Genomic DNA, 24,690 nt, shown 5'->3' with positions numbered 1-24,690 from the left:
GGTGACACCGCCGTTTCGGGCTGCGTCAGTGGTTGCCGACGCCGCCGGAGTTGCCGCCGCCCACGGTGTTCCCGGAACCGCCGTTGCTGTTCCCGTTGCCGCCGTTGTTGTTGTTCCCGATGTTGTTGCCGTTGCCGCCGATGTTGCCCTGGCCGGCATTGTTGCCGGAACCGCCGTTGTTGTTGCCCGGCAGCGGCCAGTGGTGCGCCACTCCGGTCAGCGAACGGGCCGGCGAGATCATCGGGGGCACGCTCACCCGATGCTGGCGGTGGTTGCCGATGCCGCCGGAGTTGCCGCCGCCGACGGTGTTCCCGTTGCCGCCGTTGCTGTTGCCGTTCCCGCCGTTGTTGTTGTCGCCGATGTTGTTGCCGTTGCCGCCGACATTGCCGCTGCCGGCGTTGTTTCCGGAGCCGCTGTTGTTGTTGCCCGGGCCGCCGGTCAGGCTGCGCTCCGCGAATCCGCCTTCCGGTAGATTGATCGCCTCTGGCGCGGCGTAGCCGCCGCCGACACCGCCCGCGTTGCCGCTGCCGACGGTGTTGCCGGAACCGCCGTTGCTGTTCCCGTTGCCGCCGTTGTTCGCGGAACCGATGTTGTTGCCGTTGCCGCCGGTGTTCTCGGTGCCGGAGTTGTTGCCGCCGCCGACGTTGGTGTTGCCGGGGCCCGCAGACGGCACCGCGTCGCCGCCGAGGAAGTCTGAGAAGGGGACCGAAGCCGCCTGGGCCAGCTTGGCCAGGCCGTTGTGCACACCGCCGGCGTTGCCCCCGCCGACGGTGTTGCCCGCGCCGCCGTTGCTGTTGCCGTTGCCGCCGTTGTTGTTGTCGCCGATGTTGTTGCCGTTGCCGCCGACATTGCCCTGGCCGGCATTGTTGCCGTTGCCGCCATTGATGTTGCCGGTCGGCACCACGTTCTGGCTGAGGACATTCACGTTGGAAACGAGTGGCTGCTGGAAAAGGGGGTTGTCCGCCGGTGCTGCCGCCGCGAATGCCGGTGCCCCGATGACCAGCATTCCGGTCGCGGTCACCGCCACGACAAGAGCCTTCTTGGCCACGGTCTCTCCTTTGTGATCTTGTGTTGTGCGCCGGGGCGGCGAGCGGAAGTGCGCCCCCTTCCGCTCGTGGATCGCCTCGGCCGGACCGAGGCTAGCCCCGAAATCGCCCAGGTCAGCCCGTGTGCCCTCGTTCGGGTGGACCAAAATGCGGTAATCGGTATCACCCGCTGGTGGCGATTCGCTAGGCCGAATGGGTAAAAGCGCGGGTGAGGGCCTTGGCTGGAATACCCGGCCGGGGGACAAGGTCGGACAATGATCGTCCCGTCGCGATTTGACCTGTCTTGGATGCCTGTGGCATACAGGAGGATCGCTGTTCGCCGGAGTGGTTGTTTGTCCCGGCAACAGTGACGGACATTACTCCAAACAGGTGGATCGGGCGCGGCGTGGCACCATGACCGTTGTGCGACCGTTGCTATTCGGGACGAGGCCGGCCGGCGCGGGCCGCGCGCTGGTGATGGCCATCGTCAACCGGACCCGCGACTCGTTCTACGACCGCGGCGCCACCTTCACCGAGTCGGCCGCCATGGCCGCGGTGGACGCGGCGGTGGCCGACGGCGCCGACATCATCGACATCGGCGGGGTGCGGGCCGGCTCCCAGGGCGAGACCGTGGACGTCGCCGAGGAAGCCCGCCGTGTGGTGCCGTTCGTCGGCGCTGTCCGTGAGCGCTACCCGGACGTCGTGATCAGCGTGGACACCTGGCGGCACGAGGTCGCGGACCACGCCTGCCGCGAGGGCGCGGACCTCATCAACGACACCTGGGCCGGCGCGGACCCGAAGTTGGCCGAGGTCGCCGCCGAACACCGGGTCGGCATCGTCTGCTCGCACACCGGCGGGCTGCCGCCCCGCACCGACCCGTTCCGCCCGCGCTATGAGGACGTGGTCGCCGCCGTGGCGGCCGAACTGGCCGAGGCGGCCGAGCGCATGGTGGAGCTGGGCGTGCCGGCCGAAGGTGTGCTCATCGACCCGACCCACGACTTCGGCAAGAACACCTGGCACGGTTTGGAGCTGCTGCGCCGGGTGGACGAGCTCGTCGGCACCGGCTGGCCGGTGCTGATGGCGTTGTCCAACAAGGACTTCGTCGGCGAGACCCTGGGCGTCGAGCTGGACGAGCGGGTCGACGGCACGCTCGCGGCCACCGCCGTGGCGGCCTGGGGCGGCGCGCGGGTGTTCCGCGCGCACCAGGTCCGGCAGACCCGGCGGGTGCTGGAGATGGTGGCCAGCATCGCCGGCACCCGGCCGCCGTCGGCTGTCCTGCGGGCGCTGGCCTGACGTGTTACCCGACACCGAGCGGTGGTTTCGCGAACGCACCTGGCAGGAGCCCGCGTGGACGGCGCCGGAACTGGTGCGCGCCAAGGGGGATCGCACCGTCAGCGTGGTGCTGCCGGCGCTGAATGAGGAGGAGTCGGTCGGCGCGGTGGTCGCCGCCGTTCGGCCGCTGCTCGGCTCGCTGGTGGACGAACTGGTGGTGGTCGACTCCGGATCCACCGACGCGACCATCGAACGGGCGCGGGCCGCCGGCGCCCGGGTGGTGCGCCGCACCGACGTGCTGCCCGAGCTGGAACCGTTGCCGGGCAAGGGAGAAGTCCTCTGGCGCTCGCTCGCCGCCACCACCGGCGACCTGGTCGTCTTCCTCGACTCGGACCTGGTCGACCCGGACCCCGGATTCGTGCCGGCGCTGCTCGGCCCGCTGCTGACGGCGCCGGGTGTGCAGCTGGTCAAGGGTTTCTACCGGCGGCCGCTGCGGTTGGAGAGCAGCGGCGGCGGCCGGGTCACCGAGCTGCTGGCCCGCCCGGTGCTGGCGGCGCTGCGGCCGGAGCTGTCCGGGGTCGTGCAGCCGCTGGGCGGCGAGTACGCGGCCACCCGCGAACTCCTCGAGTCGGTGCCGTTCGCCGCCGGCTACGGCGTGGAGATCGGGCTGCTGATCGACACGTATGCCTCATATGGGCTGGATGGCCTGGCCCAAGTGAATCTGGGCGTGCGCAAGCACCGCAACCGGTCGCTGCTGCAGTTGGGCGTGATGGCCAGCCAGATACTCGGCACGGCACTGGCCCGCTGTGGCACGGACGTCGGCGCGGCCACCGTGCTGACCCAGTTCGTGCAGGTGGACGGCGAATGGCTGCCCGATCCGAGCACCGTGTCGACCGCCGATCGGCCGCCGATGCGCACGGTGCGCGGGCCTGGTTCGCGGGTTACGGACGACCCCCGTGCACGGGTGGCCCCGGACGTGCCACGATCGATGCCGTGACCACCGTACTGATCTACCTCGTCGTGATGGCCGTGGTGGCCGGCGTGGTGTTCCTGGCCGCGTCGCTGGTCTTCGGCCGCGGCGAGGAGCTGGGCCCGCTGCCGCCGGGCGCGTCGCCGACGCGGCTGCCCGCCGACGCGGTCACCGAGCAGGACGTCCAGGACCTGCGGTTCCAGCAGGTGTTCCGCGGCTACAAGATGTCCGAGGTCGACTGGGCGCTGGACCGGCTGGGCCGCGAGGTGACCGAGCTGCGGGCCCGGGTGGCCGAGCTGGAGGAGCAGCAGGCGGCCATGGCGGACAGCGCGGTGGAGGAGAGCACCCGGTGACCGAGCGGGTCCGCTGCCCGTGGGGTGACTCCACAGAGGACTACCAGCGCTACCACGACGAGGAGTGGGGCGTCGAACTGCGCGGCGTGCCGGAGATGTTCGAGCGGATGACCCTGGAGGGCTTCCAGTCCGGCCTGTCCTGGCTGACCATCCTGCGCAAGCGGGAGGCCTTCCGGGCCGCCTTCGAGCATTTCGACCCCAAGAAGGTCGCCGCCTTCGACGAGTCAGACATCGAGCGGCTGATGGCCGACACCGGCATCGTGCGCAACCGCCAGAAGATCGATGCGGCCGTCCGCAACGCCGGCACCGTGCTAGGTCTGGACCAGCCGCTGGACGAGCTGCTGTGGTCCTTCGCGCCGGCCGGCCGCCGCCGTCGCCCGCGCACCGTCGCCGACGTCCCGGCGATCACGCCGGAGTCAACGGCGATGGCCAAAGCGTTGCGCAAGCGTGGCTTCGTCTTCGTCGGCCCCACCACGTGCTATGCGCTGATGCAGGCGACCGGCATGGTCGACGACCACCTGGCCAGCTGCTGGCGGGCCCGCCGCTGACCGTCCACAGCGGACCGCCGTGGGACTGACCCGCGCCCGTCCGGCGTGCCGCCTCGGCGGCAGGGCCGCTGACTTGCCAAGATGGTGGCAGTGGCGTGCGACCGAAAAGATCGGTTCGGTTTCACGCCTGATCGCGGATGGGGGAGAATGTAGGGGACCCGACAGGCTGGGAGGCGGTCGGGCCGAGCTGGACAGACGGAGGGAGCACGCTATGGCGGCCATGAAGCCCAGGACCGGCGACGGTCCCCTTGAGGTCACCAAGGAGGGGCGAGGCATCGTGATGCGGGTGCCCCTCGAAGGTGGTGGGCGCCTCGTCGTCGAGATGTCGGCGGAGGAGGCGAGCGAACTGGGCGATGCCCTCAAGGGCGTCGTGAACTGACGCTCCCGCTTCGCGTGTTCCCCCAGCCCCGGTTTCCCACGTGGAGCCGGGGCAGAATTCGTTTCCCTGCTGGAGGTTTGAAGTGCGCTCGACGGCGCCCGCCGTGCCCACCCCGCTGCCCGCGATCGAGGTCGCCCCGACCCCGCGCCGCGGCCTGCCCGCCGTGGTGATCGTCGCCGACGGCCCCGCCTACGGGCCGGGGCGCGACCGTCTGGACGACGCCGCGCTGACCGGCTTCGAGCCCACCGGAAAGACCGGTGAGGTGCGGCGGATCGGCCGTGACTGGATCGCCGGCGTCGGCGCGGGCACGGTGAAGGACTGGCGGTCCGCCGGGGCCGCGTTGGTGCGGGCGGCCGACGAACACGAGGTCGGCAAGTACCAGGTGCTGCTGCCCGAGGACGTGACCGCCGAGCAGGCCGCGGCGTTCGCGCTGGGCCTGGCCCTGGGCGGCTACAAGTTCAAGGTCACCGGCGACACGCCGGCCGCGCGCACGAAGTCCGTGCTGCTGGTCACATCTGCCCAGGTTGTCGTCGATGAGGTCGCCGATGCCGTCGCGGAGTCCGTGACGCTGGCCGCCGCCACCGCCCTGACCCGGGACCTGGCCAACACTCCGTCAAATGTGAAGGATCCGGCCTGGCTCGCCGGCACCGCCGCGCGGCTGGCCGCCGGCGTCACCGGCCTGACCGCCGAGGTGCGGGACGAGGCGTGGCTGGCCGAGCAGGGCTTCGGCGGCGTGCTCGCCGTCGGCGGCGGTTCGTCGAGGCCGCCGCGCTTCCTGGAGTTGACGTGGCGTCCACGCGGTTCCTCGAAGGCGCCGCACATCGTGTTCGTGGGCAAGGGCATCACGTTCGACACCGGCGGCATCTCGGTCAAGCCGGCCGACGGCATGCACCTGATGCGCACCGACATGGCCGGCGGCGCCGCGGTGATCGCCGCCCTGCTGGCGGTGGCCGCGCTGAAGCTGCCCCTTCGGGTCACCGGTCTCGTGCCGTGCGCCGAGAACCACGTGTCCGGCTCCGCGTACCGGCCGGGCGACGTGGTGCGGCACTACGGCGGCAAGACCACCGAGGTCGCCAACACCGACGCCGAGGGCCGGATGGTGCTGGCCGACGCCATGACCTGGGCCGTGCGCAAGCACTCCCCGGACGTGCTGGTCGACGTGGCCACCCTCACCGGGGCCATGAAGATCTCCCTCGGGCTGCGGACCGGCGGCCTGTTCGCCACCACCGACGAGCTCGCCGCGCAGCTGATCACCGCCGGCGAGCAGGTCGGCGAGGCGCACTGGCGGATGCCGCTGCTGGCCGACCACGCCGACTCCGTGCGCAGCGAGATCGCCGACGTCAAGCAGGCCCCGGGCGGCCCCGGCGCCATCGCCGCGGCGCTGTTCCTGCGGGAGTTCAGCGGCAACCTGCCGTGGGCCCACCTCGACATCGCCGGCCCGGCCCGCTCCGAGGCCACCTACGACGAGGTCGTCCCGGGAGCCAGCGGCTTCGCCGCGCGCACCCTGGTCAGGTTCGCTCAGAACAGTGCCTTTGCCGCGCGTTCCGCGCGGGGCGAGGTCGCCATCTAAGCCGGTGCCTTCCCTTGTCTCAGGTCGATCGATGGACAATGTCTGATCTGCGCGCTCCGCGCGGGCATCGATCGACCTGAGCCCGCGGTCCAGGCACCGGCGCGACCTCGCACTGACCGGCTGAGCGGCGCTCACTGGTTGGCGACGAATCCCCGGAACATCTCCGCCGCCGGCGGCAGGGGCACGCCCGCCAGCCAGACCAAGCCGATGGTGCGGCTGGCGGGCGGGGTCAGCGCCAGTTCGACGACGCCGTTCAGCGCGGTGTCCGACTGCGGCAGCAGCGCGAGGCCGAGGCCGGCGGCGACGAGGCCGCGCACGGTGTCGACCTCCTCGCCCTCGAAGGCCAGCACCGGCAGGAAGCCGGCCCGCTCGCACATCGCGTCGGTGATGCGGCGCAGCCCGTAGCCGGCCTTCATGCCGACGAACTGCTCGCCGGCCAGCTCGGCCAGCCGCACCCGCCGCCGGCCGGCCAGCGGATGGCCGGTCGGCACGGTCAGCTGCAGCGGCTGCTCGTAGAGCGGCAGGCACACCAGATCGGGCTGGTCGGCGGGCAGCGGCGCGGTCAGGGCCAGGTCGACGTCACCGGCCCGGACCCGGGCCAGCATCTCCTCGTGGGCGGCCTGCTCCAGGGCGAATCGCACCTCGGGATGCTGGGCCCGGAAGGCCCGCAGCAGCTCTGGCACCCGCACGCCGCCCATCGTGTGCAGGAATGCCAGCACGACCTGGCCACGCTCCGGGTCGGCCTCGCCGATGGCCCGCCGACAGCCGGCCTCCAGCACGGTCAACGCCTGCTCGGCGGCCTCGGCCAGGATCTGCCCGGCCTTGGTCAGCCGCACGCCGCGGCCGTTGCGGACGATCACCGGCGTGCCCAGCTCGGCGCTGAGCGAGGCCAGCCAGCGGCTGACCGTCGGCTGCGGCACGCCCAGCCGGTCGGCGGCCCGGGTGACGTGCTGCTCGACGGCCAACGCCCGCAGCAGGGCCAGCCTGGGGGCCAGGCCCGCGGCCAGTTGCTCGTGCGTCATCCGAAGTCCAGGGGCAGGTCGACCGGCGCGCCGGCGGCGGTCAGGTCCACCCGGCCGAGGGCGGAGACCTGCACGGAACCGGTGCTCACCCCGATCTTCACCGACTTCACGTCGGCCGGCACCTCGAACACCAGCGCGGCCGGCAGCAGGTCGCCGTCGTAGCGGACACCAACCAGCTTCGCTTTGCTGCCGTCCGGCAGAGTCAGTGCGAACGAGTCCTTGGTGACGGTCCCGCCCATGATCGCCGGCAGCTGGCCGTCGGCCTTGATCGCCACCTCCAGCAGCGCCTTGCCAGCCGTCACGTCGGTGACCAGCTGGTAGTTGCCGCTGTCGAGCTTGATCGGCCGCTGCCGGCCCAGCCGCACGCCGGTCACGGTCACCTGCGCGCGGTGCTCGCCGGCGGCCACCCCGCCGTAGGGCTTGACCGTGTTGACGGTGATCGGCTGGCTCGCGCTCGCCGGCACCTTGCTGACACCGCCGGGCGTGAGCAGCGCGTCCGGGATCTGGGTCATGGGCTTGCCGCCCGGCACCTCCCGCTGCTGGTCCAGCGAGCTGCCGCCGACGCTGGACAGGATCAGCGACTCGGCCGGGGCCGGCTTGTCCGGCACGGAGTAGATCAGGAACACGTCGCCGGAGTCGGGCAGCCGGTCGGCCGACAGCACCGTTCGCCGGCCCTCCACCTGCAACGACAGTGTGGACGGCTGCGGCGGCCAACCCGCCCACTGCTGGGCGGCGAACGCCGGGTCGGTCTTGCCCGGCCGCTCCACGTGCAGGCGCAGCACCCGCAGCTGCACGCCCTTGTCCGGCACGAGGGTCGCGCCGTCGCCGAGCGGGAAGCTGGTCGGGCGGCCGTAGCCGGTGGCGTTCACCGCGAGCAGGTCGTCGTGCATGCGCAGCGACACCGGGTCGGTCAGGCCCAGGTCGGCGTTCGACTTGTGCTCGGTGTCGGCCAGCACGGCGACGAAGTTGGCGCTGGCGGTCCGGTTGACCACTGCCTTGGGATCCATGCCGGAGCCGTCGGCCCGCAGCAGCTTGTCGCCGACCGGCGTGCTGCGGTTGCCCGGCAGCGGCACGTCCGGGGGCTGCACCTCCAGCTGCACCTGGCTGCCGTTCTCGCCGGTCTTCTTCAGCGGGATCGGCACCCAGGCGTTGGTCGGCGAGGTGCTCGGCACCTGCACCGGTCCGCACCACAGCCGGCTGTCCACCTGGTCGGTCAGGCCGATCCGGGCGAACCAGCAGCGGGGCAGCCCGGTGCCGGTCGGCGAGACGTAGCCGAAGCTGACCGTGTAGGCGAGCTCCCGCTCGCCGTCGGCCTCCAGCTGCGCCGCGTCGACGATCTGCTTGCCGTCAAGGGTGAAGGTCATCGCGTCCGAGCTGCCCGCATGCGAGGTCGAACAGGCCGCCACACCAGCCAGCAGGGCGCCGATCGACAACACGAGCGCGGCACGGCCCCCAGGCCCGTGCACGGTGAGTGACACCGGTCCTCCGATAGCTCGATCAAAGTCGCTCTATCGGGTAAAGGTGGTTGGCCGCGCCTTCGGGTTGCTGTGACCGGAAATGTCTTAGATCACATTTCGGTATACCTCGACGGTCTGGGCCGCGACGCCCGCCCAGGAGAACTCCCGCACGGCCCGCTCCCGACCGGCCCGGCCCATCGCCTCGGCCCTGACCGGATCCGCGAGCAGCCGCGACACCGCCGCCGCCAGCCCGTCCCGGAACGACTCGACGTCGGACTCGTCGTAGTGCACCAGCAGCCCGGTCACGCCGTCCTCGACCACCTCCGGGATGCCGCCCACGTCGGAGGCCACCACCGCGGTGCCGCAGGCCATCGCCTCCAGGTTCACGATGCCCAGCGGCTCGTACACCGAGGGGCACACGAACACCGTCGCGTGGCTGAGCACCTGCTTGACCTCGTCGGTCGGCAGCATCTCCTGGATCCAGAACACGCCCGGCCGGGCCTTGGCCAGCTCGGCCACCGCCGCCTCGGTCTCGGCCGCGATCTCCGGCGTGTCCGGCGCGCCCGCGCACAGCACCAGCTGGACGTCCTCGGTGATCCGGTGGGCCGCGGCCACCAGGTGGCCGACACCCTTCTGCCGGGTGATCCGCCCGACGAAGGCCACGATCGGCTTCGACGGGTCGATGCCGTGCCGCTCCAGCGCGTCGGTGCCGGTCACCGCCTCGTACAGGGACGTGTCGATGCCGTTGCGGACCACGTGCACCCGGGCCGGATCCAGCGACGGGTAGCAGTCCAGCACGTCGGCCCGCATGCCGTCGCTGACCGCGATGATCGCGTCCGCCGCCTCGTAGGCCGTGCGCTCCACCCACGACGACAGCCGGTAACCGCCGCCGAGCTGCTCGGCCTTCCACGGCCGCCGCGGCTCCAGCGAGTGCGCGGTCACCACGTGCGGCGCCCCGTGCAGGATCTTGCTCACGTGCCCGGCGAAGTTCGCGTACCACGTATGTGAATGCACCAGGTCCACGCCCTCGACCGCGGCGGTGATCTCCAGGTCGACCGACAGCGTGGACAGGGCCGGGTTGGCCGCCCGCAGATTGGGAGCCGGCTGGTGCGCGACGGCGTCCGGCCGCTCGCCGCCGAAACAGTGCACGTCGACATCGATCAGCTCGCGCAGTCGTGGCACGAGGAAGCCGACGTGGACGCCTGCCCCGCCGTACACCTCTGGCGGGTATTCGCGTGTCAGTAATCCGATCCGCACAGCTGACAACCTAGTGCCCGGCGGATAGGGTCACTGATCGTGAAGGGGCAGCCCCACGTTCTGGGAATCGTTCTGGCCGGTGGCGAGGGCAAGCGTTTGTGGCCCCTGACGGCGGACCGGGCCAAACCGGCCGTGCCGTTCGGCGGCAACTACAGACTGATCGACTTCGTGTTGTCCAACCTGGTCAACGCGGGCATGTCGAAGCTGTGCGTGCTGACCCAGTACAAGTCGCACTCGCTGGACCGCCACATCTCCACCACCTGGCGGCTGTCCAGCGTGCTCGGGCAGTACATCACCCCGGTGCCGGCCCAGCAGCGGCTCGGCCCGCGCTGGTACACCGGCAGCGCCGACGCGATCTTCCAGTCGCTCAACCTGGTGCACGACGAGAAGCCGGACTACATCGTCGTCTTCGGCGCCGACCACGTGTACCGGATGGACCCCGGGCAGATGGTCGAGCAGCACATCGACTCCGGTTGCGGGGTCACCGTCGCCGGCATCCGGGTGCCGCGGGCCGAGGCCAGGGCGTTCGGCTGCATCGACTCCGACGCCGAGGGCCGGATCACCCGCTTCCTGGAGAAGCCGGCCGACCCGCCGCACGTGCCCGACGACCCCGACGTGACCTTCGCGTCCATGGGCAACTACGTGTTCACCACCGAGGCCCTGCTGGACGCGCTGCGCACCGACGCCGCCGACCCCGACTCCGACCACGACATGGGCGGCAACATCATCCCCATGCTGGTCGACGCCGGCGGCGCGCACGTCTACGACTTCGACGACAACGTCGTGCCCGGGGCCACCGAGCGGGACCGCGGCTACTGGCGGGACGTCGGAACCCTCGACGCCTACTACGACGCGCACATGGACCTGGTGTCCGTGCACCCCGTGTTCAACCTCTACAACCAGGCCTGGCCGATCCGCACCGCCACCCCGCCGCTGCCGCCGGCCAAGTTCGTCAACGGCGGCTTCGCCCAGGAGTCCATCGTCGGCCCCGGCTCGATCATCTCCGGCGCCACCGTGCGCGACTCGGTGGTCAGCTCGGACGTCGTGGTGGAGTCCGGCGCCATCGTCGAGGGCAGCGTCCTGCTGCCCGGCGTGCGCGTCGGCAAGGGCGCCGTGGTGCGCAAGGCCATCCTCGACAAGAACGTCGTGGTGGCCGACGGCGCCATGGTCGGCGTCGACCGCAGCCACGACCTGGAGCACTACACGGTCAGCGCCGGCGGCGTCGTCGTCCTCGGCAAGGGCGCTCGCGCGGAGTAACCCGCCGGCAGCCAACCGCCCCCGGCTTTCGCCACATGTGCGCCACATTCGACCTCTGACGCCACATGTGGACCACATGTGGCGTCAGAGGTGGTTGCGGGGGGTCAGCGCTTGGCTGCGACCAGGAGGCCGTCGCCGACTGGAAGCATGATCGACACGAGCCGGTCGTCCTCGCGGACGGCGCGGTTGGTGTCGCGGATGGCCTGGGTCTCGGCGTCCCGGTCAGTGGGATCGGTGACCTTGCCCTTCCAGAAGACGTTGTCGAACGCGATCACGCCGCCGGGGCGCAGCATGCGCACGCCGTGCTCCAGGTAGCGGGGGTACTCGGACTTGGCGGCGTCGACGAACACCAGGTCGTAGCCGCCGTCGGTGAGGCGGGGCAGCACGTCCAGCGCCTGTCCGTTGATCAGGCGAGTGCGGCCGGGGCTGATCCGGGCGTCGGAGAAGGCCTGGCGGGCCACCCGCTGGTGCTCGGGTTCCACGTCGATCGAGGTCAGCACGCCGTCCCGGGCCATGCCGCCAAGCAGCCACAGGCCGCTCACGCCGGCCCCGGTCCCGATCTCCACGACCGCCCTGGCCTGCAGGGACGCGGCGAGGAAGCGCAGCGCGGCCCCGCCGGTGACGCCGATGGGCACGCATCCCAGCTCGACGCCCCGGGCCCGCGCGGCCGAGGCGACCTCGTCCTCGACGGCGAAGCCGTCCACGTACTCCCCGAGCGTCACAAGGTGCGAGGTTAGCGGCGACTAGGGCCGTTCTGGGTGAACAACCCGCATCTGAGCATTCTCAGTCTGCTCTCAGGCGTCTCTCACCATGGTTATAAGCGAGCCCGCGACAGTAGTGGGGAACAACGGGGACGTCCGCCACGTTGTCCCCACCGAAGGGCAGCCGCCCGCTGGAGGTGCCGAAACCACCGATGCGCACTCAGACGACCGACCCGGCCACTGAGCCGGTCGCCGCCGCTCCCGTCGCCATTGCGCCGGTCGAAGCCGCCTGGACACCGCCATCGTGGGACGAGGTCGTGCGCGAGCACGCCGACCGGGTCTACCGCCTCGCCTACCGCCTGTCCGGCAACCAGCACGACGCCGAGGACCTGACCCAGGAGACGTTCATCCGGGTGTTCCGGTCGCTGGCCTCGTACAAGCCGGGCACGTTCGAGGGCTGGCTGCACCGCATCACCACGAACCTGTTCCTGGACATGGCCCGGCGCCGCTCCCGGCTGCGCATGGAGGGCCTGCCCGAGGACACCGACCGCCTCGTGGGCGACGACCCGAGCCCCGAGCAGGTCTACTCCGACACCCACCTGGACCCCGACCTGCAGGCCGCGCTGGACGAGCTGCCGCCGGAGTTCCGGGCCGCTGTGGTGCTTTGTGACGTCGAAGGCCTGTCCTACGATGAGATCGGAGCCACGCTCGGGGTGAAGCTGGGCACCGTCCGCAGCCGCATCCACCGGGGCCGGCAGGCCCTGCGCGCGAGCCTGGAGCGCCGCGCCGAGCTCGCACGGAAGGACGTTGGATGACCGAGCTGCGCGGGTGGAGTCTGCCGAGCCTGCCGGAACAGCATCTGCTGCCCGACGCGGTGGTGGCCTTCGTCGACGGTGAGCTGTCGGCGACCGCTCACGACCGCGCCGCCGCGCACCTGGCCCGCTGCCCCTTCTGCGCCGCCGAGGCCGCCACCCAGCGGCACGCCCGCTCGGCCATGAAGGCCGCGCCCGCGCCGTCCGCGCCGGCCGGCCTGCTCGCCTCGCTGATGTCCATCCCGCAGGACGTCGACCTGCCCAGCGGCCCGGACAACCTGGCCGTGACCGAGGACGGCCAGCTGGTCACCGTGCAGCGGCTGGGCAAGGGCAGCGAGAAGCTCCGCCCGTTCGGCAGCGGCCCCGTCTTCGGTTCCTCCGCGCCGCTCGGTAGCGGCGCCGCCGTCCTGGGCAGCGGCAGCCGGCTGTCCCGCCGCACCAAGCAGGGCGCCGGCGTGGTCGTGTCCGGCATCGTGCTGGGCGCGCTGGCCATCGTGACCATGCACGGCGACACCCCGGCGTCCGGCGACACCTCCGGCGTTCCGGTGGACGCCCACCCGGTCGCGGTTCAGCCGGCCAGCTCCACCACGCCGACGACCGTCGCGGACCTGCCCACACGGTGAATTCACCGTTGGTGAGGCACGCTTTCCCCTGATGAACGAGCAGCAGCCCAGTCCCGAACCGCCGCCGGCCACCCCGGTCTCGGGCGTCGACGACGGTCAGGGCCGCCGCATCGGTCCCCGGCCGCTGGACCGGCCGCCCGTCGATCCGACGCAGGCCGCCGAGTTCGGCCGCCCAGACGGTGTGGACAGCGCCTTCGCGCCCCGTGCCGCCTCGGCCGCCGCCAACGGCTCCATCGCGCTGGCCCCGCCGCCGCCCGAGGCGTTGAGCACGGCCTTCAGCCGCCCCGACAGCCTTGGCGACGTGGTGTTGCAGCGAGCGCCGGGTTCGGTCCCGTACGGCTCCGAGCCGACCGTCGAGCCCGTGTTCTGGCAGGACTCCGCCGACCGCGACCCGTGGCGCGACCCCGGCGCCGGCGCCATCCTCGGCCCGCCGGCCGCCGAGTCCGGCTCGGACGGCGACGACGGCGCCGCGCCGCCGGCCAAGACCGGCCCGCTGCTGTCCGTGCCCGAGCTGCTGTTCGGCCGCCGGGTCAAGCCGGTCGCCCTGGCCTCGCTGGCCGGCGTCGCGCTGCTGATCGGCGTGGCCGGCGGCCTCGCCGGCTGGGCCATCGCGCAGGCCGGCAACCCGCTGACCAGCTCCGTCACCCTGGCCCAGGTGGACAGCCCGGGCAAGCAGGCCGCGCCCGGCTCGGTCGCCGACATCGTCAAGCGCACCCAGGCCGCCGTGGTGCAGATCGAGGTGCAGGTCGGCAGCGGCGGCGGGCTCGGCTCCGGCGTCATGATCGACGCCGGCGGCTACATCCTGACCAACAACCACGTGGTGTCGGCCGCGGCCACCGACCCGACGGCCACCCTGCGCGTGGTGTTCGCCGACGGCACCAAGACCGACGGCAAGATCGTCGGCCGGGACCCCAAGACCGACCTGGCCGTGGTCAAGGTGGCGGTGACCAACCCGACCGTGATCCAGCTGGGCAAGTCCAGCTCGCTGTCGGTCGGCGACCAGGTGATCGCCATCGGCTCGCCACTGGGCCTGTCCAGCAGCGTCACCAGCGGCATCGTCAGCGCGGTCAACCGGCCACTGCAGGCCGCCGGCGAGGGCGGCGACCCGCCCGTCACCTACGACGCCATCCAGACCGACGCCGCCATCAACCACGGCAACTCCGGCGGCGCGCTGCTGGACGACACCGGGGCGCTGGTCGGCATCAACAGCGCCATCCTGTCGCCCGGCGACAACACCGGCTCCATCGGCATCGGCTTCGCCATCCCGATCGACTTCGCCCGGCGGATCGCCGAGGGGCTGATCCGGGACGGCCAGGTCAAGCACGCCGACATCGGCCTGAACGCGCGGTCGGTGTCGGCCGTGTCCACCGACGGCGCCCAGGTGCAGAACGTCAAGGAGGGCGGGGCCGCGGCCAAGGCCGGCATCGCCGAGGGCGACGTGATCACCAAGTTCGGCGATCGACCCATCCGCACCGCCGATGAGCTGTCGGTGGCGGTGATCGAACGCAACATCGGCGACACTGTGAAGGTGCAGATCGTGCGGCAGGGGCGGCAGATGGAGCTACAGGTCACCACGCAGTCGGATTAGGCTGGGAGACGTGTTCGGAATCAGCGGGGGCGAGCTGCTCGTCCTGATCGTCGCCGGCCTGTTCATCCTGGGTCCCGAGCGGCTGCCGTCCGCTGCCGCGTGGCTGGCCAAGGGCATCCGACAGGTCCGGGACTACGCCAACGGGGCCCGCGACCAGCTGCGGTCGGAGCTCGGGCCGGAGTTCGACGAGCTGCGCAAGCCGCTGGAGGACCTGCGGCAGCTGCGGGAGTTCAACCCCAAGCGGGCCATCACGCGGCACCTGCTCGACGACTATCCGGAGGACAACGGCTACAAGCCCAACGGCTTCGCGTCGGCGCCGGCTCCGGCGGCCGAGCCGCGTCCGGAGCAGCGGCCGCTGTCGCCGGGGGAACGTCCTCCGTTCGACCCCGACGCCACCTGAGTCCAGGCGGACGACGTCTGCTGGTTGATTGACGGCGCAAGTTAGAGCGCTCTTATTTCGGCCAGTGCCCGGTGCGAACGATTGCGATTCAGGGATCGCGGGGCTCCGGGGGCAGGGCCCGGGCAGCGGAACCGGGGGCGGGAGCCCGGTCAGCGCGAGGTCAGGGACCTTCTGGCAGCGGCGGGGAGGCCGCGGCCAGCTGCTCACAGGTGCGGCCGAAGTCGGTGATGGCCGCCTCGTCCAGCGCGTCGACGAAGTGGCGGACGACACCGGCCAGATGGGTGCCGGACGCGCTGCGTAACCGGTCTAGCCCTGTCTGGGTGAGTACGGCCACCACGCCGCGGCCGTCGCCGTCGGCTCGCTCCCGGCTGACCAGGCCTGTCCGCTCCAGGCGGTCGACCAGCCGGGTGACACCGGACCGGGACAACAGCACGGCGTCGGCGAGCTCCGTCATCCGCATCCGACGCCCGGGCGCCTCGGCGAGCTGCACCAGGACGTCATAGGACGCCAGCGACAGACTCTGCTCGGCGACCAGCTCGGTCTCCAGATGTCGGACGATGCGGGCGTGCGCCCGCAGGAATGACCGCCACACGGCTAACTCGGTCCGGGTGGGAAGTCGGGTCCTACCTGTGTCCAGCACGACCCCTCATGTTACGGAACGCGTCCAGATGGTCGCGCAGTGCCCCTATCGTGATTCGGCGAACGCCGGCTAACCGATCGGTAACACCGGCTCGTAGCATGGGTCTCGTGACTTCTCTCCCGAGTGCCGACGCTGTGCGGGCCGCGCTGGGCTCCGTCCAGGATCCGGAAATCCGCCGCCCGATCACCGAGCTGGGCATGGTGAAGGACGTCACCATCGGCGCGGACGGCGCGGTCACCGTAGCCGTCTACCTGACCGTGGCCGGCTGTCCGCTCCGCGACAAGATCACCGCGGACGTCACCGCGGCCGTCAGCAAGGTCGACGGGGTCACCGGCGTCAAGGTCGAGCTGGACGTGATGAGCGACCAGCAGCGCAGCGAGCTGCGCAAGTCGCTGCGCGGCGACGCGGCCGAGCCGGTCATCCCGTTCGCCCAGCCCGGGTCGATGACCAGGGTCTACTGCGTCGCGTCGGGCAAGGGCGGCGTCGGCAAGTCCAGCATGACCGTCAACCTGGCCGCCGCGATGGCCAAGCGCGGGCTGTCGGTCGGCATCGTCGACGCCGACATCTACGGCCACTCCGTGCCCCGCATGCTCGGCGCCACCGGCCGCCCCACCCAGGTCGAGAAGATGATCATGCCGCCGCAGGCCAACGGCGTGAAGGTCATCTCGATCGGCATGTTCGTGCAGAACAACGCCCCCGTGGTCTGGCGCGGGCCGATGCTGCACCGGGCCCTGCAGCAGTTCCTCGCCGACGTGTTCTGGGGCGACCTGGACGTGCTGCTGCTGGACCTGCCGCCCGGCACCGGCGACATCGCCATCTCCGTGGCCCAGCTCATCCCCAACGCCGAGATCCTCGTCGTCACCACCCCGCAGCAGGCTGCCGCCGAGGTCGCCGAGCGGGCCGGCGCCATCGCCATGCAGACCCGCCAGCGGGTGGCCGGCGTCATCGAGAACATGTCGTGGATGGACATGCCCGACGGCAGCCGCATGGAGCTGTTCGGCGCCGGCGGCGGCCAGACCGTCGCCGAATCCCTGACCAAGGCCGTCGGCTCCGACGTGCCGCTGCTCGGCCAGGTCCCCCTCGACGCCCGCCTGCGCGAGGGCGGCGACGCCGGCACGCCGCTGGTGCTGTCCGACCCCGAGGCCCCCGCCGCCAAGGTCCTCACCGAGGTCGCCGCCAAGCTCACCGTCCGCTCCCGCGGCCTCGCCGGCCGCCTGCTCTCGGTGAGCCCGGCCGGCCGCTGACGGCCGTGCCGAGCAGCCCCCGAATCAATCCAACCAGGCGAACCTGGCAGTCCCGGCCCACCGGCCACGACCGCGCATTGCCAGGTTGATCTGGTTGGCTTGCAGACGGGGGCTGCTCAGTTCGAAGATCAGCTCTTCTGGGTGACCGTCTCCTCGTCGTCCCACCGGGGGTCGTCGCGGATGTCCTCGGCCGAGGGGCTGGACTTGCGGTGCTTGTCCCGCTTCTTGCCGCCGGCCATCTCGGCCCGCAGCCGATCGAGTTCGCTGCGCAGGTAGTCCCGGGTGGCGACCTCGCCGACGGCGATGCGCAGGGCGGCCAGCTCCCGGGCCATGAACTCGGTGTCGGCCTTGGTCTGGGCGGCGCGGGCCCGGTCCTCCTCCAGCGAGATGCGGTCGCGGTCGTCCTGGCGGTTCTGGGCCAGCAGGATCAGCGGCGCGGCGTACGCGGCCTGGGTGGAGAAGGCCAGGTTGAGCAGGATGAACGGGTAGGGGTCCCACTGCAGGCTGAGGGCGAACAGGTTCAGGCAGATCCAGACCACGACGATCAGCGTCTGCCAGAACAGGAACTTGCCGGTGCCCAGGAACCGGGCCAGCCGCTCGGAGAACCGGCCGAACGCCTCCGGGTCCACGTCGATGGCCCACCGGCGCGGGGCTCGGGGCTGGTCGAGCCGCCGTCGTGAGGTCAGCTCAGGCATGGGCGACGCCCTCCTCGTCGTGGTGCAGGGTCTCCCGCCAGTCCTCCGGCAGCAGATGGTCCAGCACGTCGTCAACGGTGACGGCCCCGAGCAGGTGGTCCTCGTCGTCCACCACGGGAGCGCACACCAGGTTGTAGGTCGCGAAGTACTTGGTCACCTCGGTGAGCGAGGCGGTCGGCGACAGCCGGGGCAGGTCGGCGTCGAGGGCGCCGGCGACGAGGTCCGAGGGCGGCTCCCGCAGCAGCCGCTGCAGGTGCACGCAGCCGAGGTAGCGGCCGGTGGGGGTGCCGGTGGGCGGCCGGCAGACGAACACCATGCTGGACAGGGCCGGCGTGAGCTCGGGGTTGCGGACCCGGGCCAGGGCCTCGGCGATGGTGGCGTCCGGGGTGAGCGCGACGGGCTCGGGGGTCATCAGACCGCCCGCGGTGTCGTAGGAGTACTCCAGCAGCCGCTTGACCGGCTCGGACTCCTCCGGCTCCATCAGCTCCAGCAGCCGGTTCTTGTCCAGCTCGGACAACTCGGCCAGCAGGTCGGCGGCGTCGTCGGGGTTCATCGCCTCGAGGATGTCGGCGGCCCGCTCGTCGTCGAGGTGGGCCAGCAGGTCCTTCTGGTCGTCCTCGGGCAGTTCCTCGATCACGTCGGCGAGGCGCTCGTCGTCCAGCGCGTCGGCGACTTCGTAGCGGCGCTTGGCCGGCAGGTCCCGCAGCGCGTTGGCGACGTCGGCGGCGCGCATGGCGTCGAACACGGCCAGCAGCTGCTGGACGCCCTGCGGTTGTGAGGAGAGCTCGGCCATGCCCAGGCCCAGTACCTCCTCCCAGCGCAACACCTGCACCGGCCCACGGCGGCCGAACCGGCCGGTGCGCTCGCGGACGGCGACCCGGCTGATCGACCAGTCGCGGGTCCGGGTCGGCTCCATGGCCGCGTCCACCACGATCGCGTTGACCGACCCCTCCTCGATGCTCACCCTGGCGTCCAGCAGTTGCCCGACGACAACAACTTCGTTGGGGCGCTGGTGGAAGTGCCGCAGGTTGACCGAGCCGGTCGACAGCACGACGGCGTGCGGCTCGATGGTGGCCACCCGCAGCATCGGCACGAAGATGCGCCGGCGGGTGACCAGCTCGACGACGATGCCCAGCACCCGGGGCGACTGGCGGTCGGTTCGCAGGCTGGCCACGACGTCGCGAACCTTGCCGATCACCTCCCCGTCGGGGCCGAAAACCGGCAATCCGGCCAGCTGGGCGACAAAAATCCGGTCTGTGGCTGCCACACGCAAAGGCTAACGTTGCCGGGTGGCCACCATGCGTTTTGACGTGCTCGACGTGTTCACGGACACCCCGTTCACCGGCAACCAGTTGGCCGTCGTGCACGGCGCCGACGACCTCTCGGCCGAGCAGATGCGGACCATCGCCGCCGAGTTCGGCTATTCGGAGACCACCTTCCCGCTGCCGCCGACCCAGCCCGGGGCCGACTACCGGGTGCGGATCTTCACCGTGAGCGAGGAGTTGCCGTTCGCCGGCCATCCGAGCGTCGGAACCTCGTGGCTGCTGGCCCGGGACGGCGTCATCGGGCGCGGGCCGGTGGTTCAGGAGTGCCTGGCCGGTCTGCTGCCGGTGGTGGTGGACGAGCGTGGCGCGCGGATCAGCGGCGGCCGACGCACGATCGGTCCCCGGCTGGACCGGGCCGCGCTGGCGGCGGCGGTCGGGCTGACCGTCGACGATCTGTCCGATGTGGACTCTGGGGTGGCCGGCTGTGGCCTGGAATTCGCCTACCTGGGGGTGCGGCCGGACGCCGTCGGTCGGGCCGAGCCGGACCGGCGGGCCATGCGGGAGGCCGGGATCGAGCACGGGCTGCAGGTGTTCTCGCTCGTCGATGGCCAAGCCCACGTGCGGGTCTTCGTCGACGGTGGCGAGGACGCCGCGACCGGCTCGGCCGCACTGGGCATGTGCGTGTTCGCCGTCGACCGGGGACTCATCGCCGAGACCGCCGATGTTGTCGTCCGGCAAGGAATCGAGATGGGCCGACCGTCCACTCTGTACTGCTCGGTGAGCCCCGAGGCCGCCACCGTCCGCGGCGACGTCGTGCACGTCGCCAGCGGCCAGCTCACCATCCCCACCTGACCCCGCGAGTCCCGCTCTCGAGCAGCTGAATGTCGAGTTCCGGAACTCGACACATGGTTGCCTGAGAGCGGGACTCGCGAGGGGTCAGTGGGCGGCCAGGGTGGTGGCGATGGCCTGGCAGGTGTCGTTGACCCAGCCGTCGGCGTCGGCCCAGTTCACCACGGCCGACACGAAGGTCCAGGCCCGGGCCTTGGCCGCGTCCAGCTCCTCGATCTCCACCAGCGTGGCCAGCCGGTGCTCGACGCGGTCCGGCTCGAACCGGTTCCACAACAGGGTGGCCAGCCCGAACTCCGGGTCGCCGGCGAGCACCTTGGGGTCGATGACCAGCCACGGTTCCCGGTCGCCGGCCAGGATGTTGTCGAAATGCTGGTCCTCGTTGACCATCTCGTCCAGCGCGACCGGCCCCAGCGTGCGGCAGTGGTCGACGGCCTCGTCGATGATCCGCCGCGGGAGACCTTCGGCCCGCGGCAGCTTTTCGGCCCACCGGGCCGCGCTGGCCCGCAGCGTGCGCATCCGGTGCGGCGCGGGCCGGCGCAGCCGCTTGCGCAGCGTGCCGGCGATCACCAGCGCTTGCTCGATCGGTTGGCTGGTAAGGCATTCCGGGCGCAGTCGCTCCAGCAGCAGCACGCCGTCGTCGGCGTCGTGGGCGAGCAGCCGCACCGCGCCGTCACCGTCCCATAGGGACAGTGCGAGCCACTCGTGTTCGGATTCCTCGTGCAACAGGCCGAGTTTGAGCATCGCCGGCCGGCCGTCCGGCAGTCGCACCGGCTGCACCACGCTGCAGAACCCGTTCAGCGGCGCGCCGTCCGGCGTCAGGTCCCAGCGGTCGAGGTACTCCGCCGCCAGTTCCGGCAAACCGAGCAGCCACCGGGTGGCGTCGTCATCCCCCCAGCTCAGCACCGTGTCCGTGAAGTCCTTGGGTATCCGGATCAAGTCGGTACACCTCTGTCCAGGCCGGCTCGGCATTGAGTCTGGCTGCCCGGAGCGCGTCCGTCACGTCTTTTTCCGGCTGGACCAGCCGAACGGCCGCCGGCACGTCGGCGAGGTGCGAGTGCGTGGTGGGGGAGCGAACGGTGATCGTGCAGGTCACGCCGTCACGCAGGCCCGGGACCTGCTGCTCGCCGCCGCCCACCGCGACCCAGAGCGCGCCGTCCCGCCACAGCGCCCAGACCAGCCGCGGCCGCCCGTCCACGGTGATCCAGACCGCGGCGGCCTTGCGCAGGGCGTTGTCCAGCAGACGGGTGATCTCCACCGGTTCAGCTAACCACGGGGCTGTGACGGGTGACTCAGCGAATGGCGGGCACCCTCGAGCCGTGCCAGCATCGCCGTAAGTTACCGGTCAGTACGAGGAGGTACCGCCGTGCCGCGCCCCCGCCGATCCTGTCTCGCCGTCCCCGGCTCCAGCCAGAAGATGATCGACAAGGCCCGGACGCTGCCGGCCGACCAGGTCTTCCTGGACCTGGAGGACGCCTGCGCCCCGCTGGCCAAGCCGGGGGCGCGCAAGACCATCGTCGAGTCGCTCAACGAGGGCGGCTGGGGCGAGCGGACCCGGGTCGTGCGGGTCAACGACTGGACCACCGAGTGGACCTACCGGGACGTCGTCGAGGTCGTCGAGGGCGCCGGGGCCAACCTGGACTGCGTCATGCTGCCCAAGGTGCAGACCGCGCAGCAGGTGCAGGCCCTGGACCTGCTGCTCACCCAGATCGAGAAGACCATGGGCTACGAGGTCGGCCGGATCGGCATCGAGGCCCAGATCGAGAACGCCCGCGGCCTGGTCGAGGTCGACGCCATCGCCACCGCCTCGCCCCGGGTGGAGACCATCATCTTCGGCCCCGCCGACTTCATGGCCTCCATCAACATGAAGTCCCTGGTCGTCGGCGAGCAGCCGCCCGGCTACGACGTCGGCGACGCCTACCACTACATCCTGATGCGCATCCTGATGGCCGCCCGGGCCAACGACGTGCAGGCCATCGACGGCCCCTATCTCCAGATCCGCGACGTCGACGGCTTCCGCCGCGTCGCCGGCCGGGCCGCCGCCCTGGGCTACGACGGCAAGTGGGTCCTGCACCCCGGCCAGATCGAGGCGGCCAACGAGGTGTTCAGCCCGGACCAGTCCGACTACGACCACGCCGAGAACATCCTGGACGCCTACGAGTTCTACACCTCCGACGCCGGCGGCAAGCGCGGCGCCGTGATGCTCGGCGACGAGATGATCGACGAGGCCTCCCGCAAGATGGCCCTGGTGATCGCCGGCAAGGGCCGCGCCGCCGGCATGACCCGCACCGACAAGTGGACCCCGCCGGCGGAGTGATCCGCGCCGACGATCGGACCTTGCCGGCGTAGTGATCCGTCATTTGCGCAAATGGCTTCGCGGGCAGGGTTTTCGTGGTGAAAGGCCGGATGTGGGCCAGGCGCGCATCCGGTCCGTGCGCGGGGAATCGACTAGGAATGTGTTACCGTTTGTGAGCCGGATCAAAGATCAGGTTACACAAATCGCGTAATTCGGCTACGCTCCGCGTTTGATCACGGTGAGATAACACACAGAAGGCAACCTTGGTTTGCGTTGGACCCCGGGGGTCGGTTCAGGCTGGGTGCCATGTCCAAGCACTCGAAGGGGATCCACCTGTTCCGCCGGCGGCGCCGGGATGACCTGCTGGAGCGCAGCTTCGTGCCGTGTGGCGGCTGCAGCCAGCCGGTGTACGTGTTCGCCGAGCAGTGTCGGTCCTGCGGCGACGCGGTGGAGGTCCGGGCCAGCTGAGCACCTGAACCGATCGGGTGAGCACCTTCACAGGGTGAGACGTTGCGGGGTTGGGGATACTCACCGGTAACCAGTCAGCGACGACAAGGGGACCAGCATGGCCCGCCTCGCCCAGACCGCCGGTCTCACCGACGTGCAGCAGGAGATCCTGACCACCGTTCGCGACTTCGTGAACAAGGAGATCATCCCGCACGCGCAGGCGCTGGAGCACGGGGACGAGTACCCGGCCGACATCGTCGAGGGCATGAAGGAGATGGGGCTGTTCGGCCTCACCATCCCCGAGGAGTTCGGCGGGCTCGGCGAGTCGCTGCTGACCTACGCCCTTGTGGTGGAACAGATCGCGCGCGGCTGGATGAGCGTCTCGGGTGTGATCAACACCCACTTCATCGTGGCCCACATGATCAAGCAGCACGGCACCGACGCGCAGAAGGCGCACTACCTGCCGAAGATGGCCGCGGGCGAGATCCGGGGCTCCTTCTCGATGTCGGAGCCGGACCTGGGCTCGGACGTGGCCGCGATCAAGACGCGGGCCAAGAGGGACGGTGACTCCTACGTCATCGACGGCCAGAAGATGTGGCTGACCAACGGCGGCACCTCCAACCTGACCGCGGTGCTGGTCCGTACGGACGAGGGCGCGGACAAGCCGCACAAGAACCTGACCGCCTTCCTGGTGGACAAGCCGGTCGGCTACGGCGAGGTGGCCCCCGGCCTGACCATCCCGGGCAAGATCGCCAAGATGGGCTACAAGGGCGTGGACACCACGGAGATGGTGTTCACCGGCTACGAGATCGGCGCCGACCAGGTCCTCGGCGGCGTGACCGGCCAAGGCTTCGCACAGATGATGGACGGCGTGGAGGTGGGCCGGGTCAACGTGGCCGCCCGCGCCTGCGGCATCTCGATCCGCGCCTTCGAGCTGGCCATCGAGTACGCCCAGCAGCGCAAGACCTTCGGCAAGCAGATCGCCGACCACCAGGCCATCGCCTTCAAGCTGGCCGAGATGGCCACCAAGGTGGAGGCCGCGCACCTGATGATGGTGAACGCGGCCCGGCTCAAGGACTCCGGGCAGCGCAACGACGTCGAGGCCGGCATGGCCAAGCTGATCGCCTCCGAGTACTGCGCCGAGGTGACCCAGGAGGCGTTCCGCATCCACGGCGGCTACGGCTACTCCAAGGAGTACGAGATCGAGCGCCTCATGCGCGAGGCCCCCTTCCTGCTGATCGGCGAGGGCACCAGCGAGATCCAGAAGACCATCATCAGCCGCGGACTGCTCCGGGAGTACCAGTCCCGGGGCTGATCAGGCACGCCCGGTTCGCGTGGGTCGTTGGTCGTGAGGACAATGGGAGACCACCGACCGCGAACGGGGTGATATCGGTGACGAGTTCGTTCTCATCGCAGGACAGGTCCGCCGGCCCGCCGCGGCTGCCCACCAGGCCGACCGGGTGGCCGATCGGCTCGTACGAGGAGTACGGGCAGGCGCAGCGTGCCGTCGACTTCCTGGCCGAGAGCGAGTTCCCGGTGCAGGACGTGACCATCGTCGGGGTCGACCTGATGCTGGTGGAGCGGGTCACCGGGCGCCTGTCGTGGCGGCGCGTGCTGGGCGCCGGCGCCGCGTCGGGCGCGTGGTTCGGCCTGTTCGTCGGCGTGATGCTGAGCCTGTTCACCGGCGGCCAGTCCACCGGTCTGCTCCAGATCGCCGTCTGCCTGGTGCTGGGCGTGGTGTTCTTCATGGTGTTCGCGGCCGTCGGCTACGCCTCCACCCGCGGCCGGCGGGACTTCCAGTCCTCCAGCCAGCTGGTGGCCGGCCGCTACGACGTGCTGTGTCAGCCCCGCAACGCCGAGCAGGGCCGTGACCTGCTGGCCAAGCTGGCCATGCGCCCCGCGGGCGGCGCGCTCTAGCCGATGCCGATGCCGGTCTCCGGGACGCCCTGGAGGCCGGCATCGGCACATCAGAAGGCCCGCTCGGTGTCTGAATCGTTGCCCCAAACGCTTGCGGCTGCCAAAA

At 71.0% G+C, this 24,690-nt stretch carries 27 protein-coding genes; 17 read left to right on the top strand and 10 right to left on the bottom strand.

All coding sequences use genetic code 11. From position 1 onward, the window contains the following. Window positions 1-25 precede the first annotated feature (25 nt). Entirely contained in the window at window positions 26-1,048 is a 1,023-nt protein-coding gene (locus JJ691_RS34160) for a hypothetical protein (RefSeq protein ID WP_211763687.1), read from the bottom strand. Window positions 1,049-1,439: 391 nt separating this feature from the next. On the opposite strand from JJ691_RS34160, the gene folP reads away from it, so the two are divergent. The 6 genes from folP (at window position 1,440) to JJ691_RS34130 (ending at window position 6,117) form a co-directional block, all read left to right on the top strand. Continuing rightward, entirely contained in the window at window positions 1,440-2,318 is an 879-nt protein-coding gene (folP, locus tag JJ691_RS34155; protein WP_211763686.1) for a dihydropteroate synthase, read from the top strand. 1 nt (window position 2,319) lies between these two features. Then, window positions 2,320-3,294, top strand: coding sequence for a glucosyl-3-phosphoglycerate synthase (locus JJ691_RS34150; protein WP_211763685.1), 975 nt, complete (start codon window positions 2,320-2,322; stop codon window positions 3,292-3,294). Further along, window positions 3,291-3,620 (top strand): DivIVA domain-containing protein, encoded by a 330-nt coding sequence (locus tag JJ691_RS34145; protein ID WP_211763684.1) that lies wholly within the window; start codon window positions 3,291-3,293, stop codon window positions 3,618-3,620. The genes JJ691_RS34150 and JJ691_RS34145 overlap by 4 nt, the downstream gene beginning before the upstream one ends. Then, a complete protein-coding gene (locus JJ691_RS34140) occupies window positions 3,617-4,168 on the top strand; it encodes a DNA-3-methyladenine glycosylase I (protein ID WP_211763683.1) in 552 nt (183 codons plus the stop codon). The genes JJ691_RS34145 and JJ691_RS34140 overlap by 4 nt, the downstream gene beginning before the upstream one ends. Before the next feature lie 211 nt (window positions 4,169-4,379). After that, window positions 4,380-4,547 carry a DUF3117 domain-containing protein gene (locus tag JJ691_RS34135; protein ID WP_184861929.1) on the top strand — a complete coding sequence of 56 codons (168 nt, stop codon included), beginning with the start codon at window positions 4,380-4,382 and terminating at the stop codon, window positions 4,545-4,547. A gap of 82 nt (window positions 4,548-4,629) precedes the next feature. Further along, window positions 4,630-6,117, top strand: a complete 1,488-nt coding sequence (locus JJ691_RS34130; RefSeq protein ID WP_211763682.1) for a leucyl aminopeptidase family protein — start codon at window positions 4,630-4,632, stop codon at window positions 6,115-6,117. A gap of 131 nt (window positions 6,118-6,248) precedes the next feature. On the opposite strand, the gene JJ691_RS34125 is transcribed toward JJ691_RS34130, so the two are convergent. The 3 genes from JJ691_RS34125 to glgA form a co-directional block, all read right to left on the bottom strand. Then, window positions 6,249-7,139: a LysR family transcriptional regulator gene (locus tag JJ691_RS34125; protein WP_211763681.1), complete on the bottom strand. Its 891-nt coding sequence runs from the start codon at window positions 7,137-7,139 to the stop codon at window positions 6,249-6,251. Then, complete coding sequence (locus tag JJ691_RS34120) at window positions 7,136-8,617, bottom strand: hypothetical protein (RefSeq protein ID WP_211763680.1); 1,482 nt, start codon at window positions 8,615-8,617, stop codon at window positions 7,136-7,138. Before JJ691_RS34120 ends, JJ691_RS34125 begins: the two co-directional genes overlap by 4 nt. A gap of 84 nt (window positions 8,618-8,701) precedes the next feature. Continuing rightward, the gene (glgA, locus tag JJ691_RS34115; protein WP_211763679.1) at window positions 8,702-9,853 is read right to left on the bottom strand and encodes a glycogen synthase; all 1,152 of its coding nucleotides are present in this window, start codon (window positions 9,851-9,853) and stop codon (window positions 8,702-8,704) included. 39 nt (window positions 9,854-9,892) lie between these two features. Here glgA and glgC point away from each other — a divergent pair, with 39 nt between their 5' ends. Continuing rightward, window positions 9,893-11,110: a glucose-1-phosphate adenylyltransferase gene (gene glgC / locus JJ691_RS34110; protein WP_211763678.1), complete on the top strand. Its 1,218-nt coding sequence runs from the start codon at window positions 9,893-9,895 to the stop codon at window positions 11,108-11,110. 104 nt (window positions 11,111-11,214) lie between these two features. Here glgC and JJ691_RS34105 read toward each other — a convergent pair whose 3' ends face one another. Further along, window positions 11,215-11,832 (bottom strand): O-methyltransferase, encoded by a 618-nt coding sequence (locus JJ691_RS34105; protein ID WP_211763677.1) that lies wholly within the window; start codon window positions 11,830-11,832, stop codon window positions 11,215-11,217. Window positions 11,833-12,002: 170 nt separating this feature from the next. Here JJ691_RS34105 and sigE point away from each other — a divergent pair, with 170 nt between their 5' ends. The 4 genes from sigE to JJ691_RS34085 are packed head-to-tail and all read left to right on the top strand — an operon-like array spanning window position 12,003 to window position 15,234. After that, window positions 12,003-12,626, top strand: coding sequence for an RNA polymerase sigma factor SigE (gene sigE / locus JJ691_RS34100; protein ID WP_442912789.1), 624 nt, complete (start codon window positions 12,003-12,005; stop codon window positions 12,624-12,626). Further along, window positions 12,623-13,246, top strand: coding sequence for an anti-sigma factor family protein (locus tag JJ691_RS34095; RefSeq protein ID WP_211763675.1), 624 nt, complete (start codon window positions 12,623-12,625; stop codon window positions 13,244-13,246). Before sigE ends, JJ691_RS34095 begins: the two co-directional genes overlap by 4 nt. Window positions 13,247-13,277: 31 nt before the next feature. Next, complete coding sequence (locus JJ691_RS34090) at window positions 13,278-14,834, top strand: S1C family serine protease (protein ID WP_211763674.1); 1,557 nt, start codon at window positions 13,278-13,280, stop codon at window positions 14,832-14,834. A 10-nt stretch (window positions 14,835-14,844) separates the two neighbouring features. Next, window positions 14,845-15,234, top strand: coding sequence for a sec-independent translocase (locus JJ691_RS34085; protein WP_211763673.1), 390 nt, complete (start codon window positions 14,845-14,847; stop codon window positions 15,232-15,234). Window positions 15,235-15,394: 160 nt separating this feature from the next. On the opposite strand, the gene JJ691_RS34080 is transcribed toward JJ691_RS34085, so the two are convergent. Further along, the gene (locus tag JJ691_RS34080; RefSeq protein ID WP_249227193.1) at window positions 15,395-15,826 is read right to left on the bottom strand and encodes a MarR family winged helix-turn-helix transcriptional regulator; all 432 of its coding nucleotides are present in this window, start codon (window positions 15,824-15,826) and stop codon (window positions 15,395-15,397) included. A gap of 155 nt (window positions 15,827-15,981) precedes the next feature. Between JJ691_RS34080 and JJ691_RS34075 the strand changes: the two genes are divergently transcribed. Next, on the top strand, window positions 15,982-17,118 hold the full coding sequence (locus JJ691_RS34075) for an Mrp/NBP35 family ATP-binding protein (protein ID WP_442912496.1): 1,137 nt from the start codon (window positions 15,982-15,984) through the stop codon (window positions 17,116-17,118). A gap of 128 nt (window positions 17,119-17,246) precedes the next feature. Here JJ691_RS34075 and JJ691_RS34070 read toward each other — a convergent pair whose 3' ends face one another. Further along, the gene (locus JJ691_RS34070; protein WP_211763670.1) at window positions 17,247-17,813 is read right to left on the bottom strand and encodes a DUF1003 domain-containing protein; all 567 of its coding nucleotides are present in this window, start codon (window positions 17,811-17,813) and stop codon (window positions 17,247-17,249) included. Continuing rightward, a complete protein-coding gene (locus JJ691_RS34065; RefSeq protein ID WP_211763669.1) occupies window positions 17,806-19,080 on the bottom strand; it encodes a magnesium transporter MgtE N-terminal domain-containing protein in 1,275 nt (424 codons plus the stop codon). The genes JJ691_RS34070 and JJ691_RS34065 overlap by 8 nt, the downstream gene beginning before the upstream one ends. A gap of 31 nt (window positions 19,081-19,111) precedes the next feature. Between JJ691_RS34065 and JJ691_RS34060 the strand changes: the two genes are divergently transcribed. Then, window positions 19,112-19,930, top strand: coding sequence for a PhzF family phenazine biosynthesis protein (locus tag JJ691_RS34060; protein ID WP_211771876.1), 819 nt, complete (start codon window positions 19,112-19,114; stop codon window positions 19,928-19,930). An 84-nt stretch (window positions 19,931-20,014) separates the two neighbouring features. On the opposite strand, the gene JJ691_RS34055 is transcribed toward JJ691_RS34060, so the two are convergent. Together JJ691_RS34055 and JJ691_RS34050 are read right to left on the bottom strand one after the other, a co-directional pair. Then, complete coding sequence (locus JJ691_RS34055; RefSeq protein WP_211763668.1) at window positions 20,015-20,863, bottom strand: aminoglycoside phosphotransferase family protein; 849 nt, start codon at window positions 20,861-20,863, stop codon at window positions 20,015-20,017. Further along, window positions 20,811-21,182 (bottom strand): hypothetical protein, encoded by a 372-nt coding sequence (locus tag JJ691_RS34050; RefSeq protein ID WP_249227192.1) that lies wholly within the window; start codon window positions 21,180-21,182, stop codon window positions 20,811-20,813. Before JJ691_RS34050 ends, JJ691_RS34055 begins: the two co-directional genes overlap by 53 nt. Window positions 21,183-21,290: 108 nt before the next feature. Between JJ691_RS34050 and JJ691_RS34045 the strand changes: the two genes are divergently transcribed. The 4 genes from JJ691_RS34045 (at window position 21,291) to JJ691_RS34030 (ending at window position 24,584) form a co-directional block, all read left to right on the top strand. Next, window positions 21,291-22,241 carry an HpcH/HpaI aldolase/citrate lyase family protein gene (locus JJ691_RS34045; RefSeq protein ID WP_211763667.1) on the top strand — a complete coding sequence of 317 codons (951 nt, stop codon included), beginning with the start codon at window positions 21,291-21,293 and terminating at the stop codon, window positions 22,239-22,241. A 285-nt stretch (window positions 22,242-22,526) separates the two neighbouring features. Beyond that, window positions 22,527-22,688: a hypothetical protein gene (locus JJ691_RS34040; RefSeq protein ID WP_211763666.1), complete on the top strand. Its 162-nt coding sequence runs from the start codon at window positions 22,527-22,529 to the stop codon at window positions 22,686-22,688. A gap of 97 nt (window positions 22,689-22,785) precedes the next feature. Beyond that, on the top strand, window positions 22,786-23,982 hold the full coding sequence (locus JJ691_RS34035; protein ID WP_211763665.1) for an acyl-CoA dehydrogenase family protein: 1,197 nt from the start codon (window positions 22,786-22,788) through the stop codon (window positions 23,980-23,982). Window positions 23,983-24,053: 71 nt separating this feature from the next. Continuing rightward, complete coding sequence (locus tag JJ691_RS34030) at window positions 24,054-24,584, top strand: general stress protein (RefSeq protein ID WP_211771874.1); 531 nt, start codon at window positions 24,054-24,056, stop codon at window positions 24,582-24,584. Window positions 24,585-24,690 lie beyond the last annotated feature (106 nt).

Origin of the sequence: Kutzneria sp. CA-103260 (assembly GCF_018263855.1) — a bacterium.
Classification (GTDB): domain Bacteria; phylum Actinomycetota; class Actinomycetes; order Mycobacteriales; family Pseudonocardiaceae; genus Kutzneria.
The sequence above is the reverse complement of the archived record's forward strand: the minus strand, read 5'-3'. Positions and strand labels throughout refer to the sequence as shown.